3 protein-coding genes and 1 tRNA gene are annotated in these 3,295 nt (G+C 38.7%); 1 reads left to right on the top strand and 3 read right to left on the bottom strand.

The annotated features are described in order from the left end of the window. Positions 1-91: 91 nt before the first annotated feature. The 3 genes from RTS10_RS10980 to RTS10_RS10970 form a co-directional block, all read right to left on the bottom strand. Positions 92-700: a TetR/AcrR family transcriptional regulator gene (locus RTS10_RS10980; protein ID WP_312540332.1), complete on the bottom strand. Its 609-nt coding sequence runs from the start codon at positions 698-700 to the stop codon at positions 92-94. A gap of 332 nt (positions 701-1,032) precedes the next feature. Next, positions 1,033-1,109, bottom strand: a tRNA-Ile gene (locus RTS10_RS10975). A gap of 150 nt (positions 1,110-1,259) precedes the next feature. Then, positions 1,260-2,075, bottom strand: coding sequence for a phosphodiester glycosidase family protein (locus tag RTS10_RS10970; RefSeq protein WP_312540331.1), 816 nt, complete (start codon positions 2,073-2,075; stop codon positions 1,260-1,262). A 292-nt stretch (positions 2,076-2,367) separates the two neighbouring features. Between RTS10_RS10970 and ndk the strand changes: the two genes are divergently transcribed. After that, a complete protein-coding gene (gene ndk / locus RTS10_RS10965; RefSeq protein WP_036599730.1) occupies positions 2,368-2,799 on the top strand; it encodes a nucleoside-diphosphate kinase in 432 nt (143 codons plus the stop codon). Positions 2,800-3,295 lie beyond the last annotated feature (496 nt).

Below are 3,295 nucleotides of genomic sequence, written 5' to 3'. Positions count from 1 at the left end.
TACCAATCTCGCTTTCATCGCTTTGTTATTGAAAAGATTGTGAACAGGTTCTAAGGTTAAGCTAGTGAGGTTAAGCCAGCGAAGCTAACTTTTAAGACTTTCCACTTTTTAATAAAAACGCCGTCGCTTTTAAGGCTTGATGTAATGGTGTTTTATCTTTTTGCAGCTTACTTAATAACGCCGCGCCCATCCACATTTGGTAAGTCACTTGGGCTACCGTCAAGGCATCAGTCTCTGCTTGGATAGACCCATCTTGCTTGCCCAAAACGATGACTTCAGCAATCCGCTTGATTACCTTATCGACGCCATCGGACATAATAGCGCGCATATCTTCAGATAGGTCAGCGACTTCTGCAGCAAGTTTTACAATTAGACAGCTATCTGCCCAACTACATGGCGCATCAGGATCTTCAATCCATAGGTTAAAATACCCGATTAGTTTTTGATAAGCGGATTGGTCGCCACGCCATATTTCATCTAAACGGTGTTGGTAATTATCTACATAATACTGTACCAATTCACAGCCGAAAGACTCTTTAGATTTGAAGTAATGATAAAATGAACCTTTAGGGATCTCGCAGCTTTGTAAAATTTCTTGTAATCCCACACCGCTAAAACCTTTACGCAAAATCAGGTCAGAACTGGTGTTAAGAATGTGTAAGCGTTTTGCTTCAGACTTCTTGATAGGGGCAGACTCCATAGTTACTGTACACGCTATTATAAAAAATAGACCAGTCGTATTGTTTTTATTATAACTTATCTACGATGAATGTAAAGACGTTTTCATTAAGGGTGTTAAATATTAACAACAACAACAATTCAATATAAAACAAGGATTTATATAAAATTAGGCAGGGATTGGGTGGCTGGTTTAGGTAGTCAAAACTAAGTAACAATCAAAACCCAATGACATAACTATGGATTTGAAAGTATATCTTTAAAATAGGGATTGACGCTAATTGCTATCTAATCATTGCAAGCTAAAAAATAAAAAACCACTGAGGATTAATGCACCTAAGTGGTTGTTTTATATGGTGGGCCCACACAGACTTGAACTGTGGACCAAAGGATTATGAGTCCTCTGCTCTAACCAACTGAGCTATAGGCCCGAAAGGGTAGTATCACAAATATTGCTAAGCAAATTTGTCAAAACTAGGCTGATTATAATACCTTAAAAAATTATTTTTGCAATGTGGAAATGGATAATTTTATGCAAAACGCTGATTAAATCAGCATAAACTTGTCTCACCGAATACGCATTATTTGTCTTGTGTTACCGCAATCATCACACCCATATATTTATTGTCATTGCGTGACAGCGTCTGACTATACAATGCCGAGGCACTACCGCCATCCAAAAACAATGCATTGTCACAGCCCAATTGCGATTTGAACAAATCGGCAAAATCATAAAAGCTGACAGGCGTGTCGCTTATCACAAATTTGACGCGGCTAGGATTGTGACCACACACGCCAACACCATTGCGGTACTTTTTCGAGGTACTATTGGCATCAAATGCTGGATGGATATTACCATCGATGACCAGCATGGGTCCAGATTGGGTGGCAAAAATCGGTTTTGCCCCGCTTACCAGTTTTTTTGCCATGCTTTGACTTTCAGTGATATGAAAACCTTGACGGTCTTGCCAAAATACCCCGTTGGGCATTAGGTGAAAGTTGCCGCCGCCCTGCTTGAGATTTAGGGCTCGGATTTGCTTGCCATTGATGACCGTATACCCAATCGGCGCAAAATTGCCATCATACATCCCTGCATTCATCGCAAACAACAAGGTTTTGGCAGGTTGCTGGCTTGCCAAATAATCGCGCAGGGTAGTAAAGGTGAGTAATAATGGGTGGCTCGTGGACGAGGGATTTTGCCACTGTAGTGAAAAATTCGCCGCGTTTTTAGCATCAAGCTCGCAGATACTATAATCGAACGGCTGGTTTTTTCGCTGACAATCTGCGACGGCTTTGACAGTAAACTGACGTGCCAAACCAATACTTGCCACCAATAATAGCGCCAAGCAAAGGCTTACCACAACCGCTTGTGTTTTTGTGATATTTGAGAGCGTCATACCATTGAGAGAAAATTTAAGCTATTGGCTACTATACCATAGTTGCTTATCACAGAATATATCCGCCATTTATTACAAAAAACTTGTTCAACTTGATATTGTAGTAATTTCGACTTAACAGTGATGAATTAAACTAGTTTTTGCCATCAATATCATTATAATAGGCAACTAAGAACAGCATCCCCGTTTGTTCAAATCGTGATTTGACATGCCCAATGGGCAGTGTACGGGCTGTTTTTACAGTTTCTCACACTTAAAATCATAATCCTCTTCAATTTTAAAGGAATTTAACATGGCCATTGAACGTACCTTATCAATTATCAAACCCGATGCAGTCGCAGGCAACCACATTGGCGAAATCTACAGCCGTTTTGAAAAAGCAGGCTTAAAAGTTGTGGCAGCAAAAATGTTGCATTTAGACAACGAAAAGGCGGGCGGTTTCTACGCTGAGCACAAAGAACGTCCATTTTACAATGATTTAGTCTCTTTCATGACTTCAGGTCCAGTGGTAGTATCAGTACTTGAAGGGGAAAATGCAGTGGCTAACCACCGTGAAATCATGGGCGCTACCAATCCAAAAGACGCGGCTGAAGGCACTATCCGTCGTGACTTTGCTAACAGCATTGATGAAAACGCGGTTCACGGTTCAGACTCAACCACATCTGCAGCCCGTGAAATCAGCTACTTTTTCAATGACAATGAAGTTTGCCCACGTACGCGTTAATCTTAACATAACAAAAAACGGCTTAAATTTTAAGCCGTTTTTTTATTGCCTATCACTCAGATGATTTATCATTAAAAAGCAGCAATGCAAAAATAAGGATGCAAAATTAATATTAATAGTTTTATTAAGGAAACTAAAGAAACTTAATTTAACAATTCATAACAAAGAGCACATAGAGCACAGGCGCAAATACGCTAAAATAAATTCATAACGACGTAAATACAAACTTTGTTGACTACGATATTACTAAGACAGAATCATTAAGACAAAAAATAAAATAAACAACGATAAAAATAAAAAAGCCATAATTTGGCATTATGGCTAACATCAGTAAAACAAAGAAATAAGTGAAACAAAGAAGAAGAAAGAAACAATAAAAATAAAAACAAGTAGTGCATTACCCACTCCCATCAAGTTCCCCACTTGATGGGTTTATTTTTATATTATATAACGTTATATAATAAAATACCATAGCAATTTACTAGGATTTATCAAT

Source organism: Moraxella sp. CTOTU47616 (assembly GCF_032017465.1).
Lineage (GTDB): Bacteria > Pseudomonadota > Gammaproteobacteria > Pseudomonadales > Moraxellaceae > Faucicola > Faucicola tetraodonis.
Note: the sequence above shows the minus strand (reverse complement) of the source record. Positions and strands in the feature narration are given on the sequence as shown.

What these genes read in the sequence shown, in the direction of transcription:
- RTS10_RS10980 (WP_312540332.1), bottom strand. Translation starts at nt 700, where the DNA reads ATGGAGTCTGCCCCTATCAAGAAGTCTGAAGCAAAACGCTTACACATT.
- ndk (WP_036599730.1), top strand. Translation starts at nt 2,368, where the DNA reads ATGGCCATTGAACGTACCTTATCAATTATCAAACCCGATGCAGTCGCA.
- RTS10_RS10970 (WP_312540331.1), bottom strand. Translation starts at nt 2,075, where the DNA reads ATGACGCTCTCAAATATCACAAAAACACAAGCGGTTGTGGTAAGCCTT.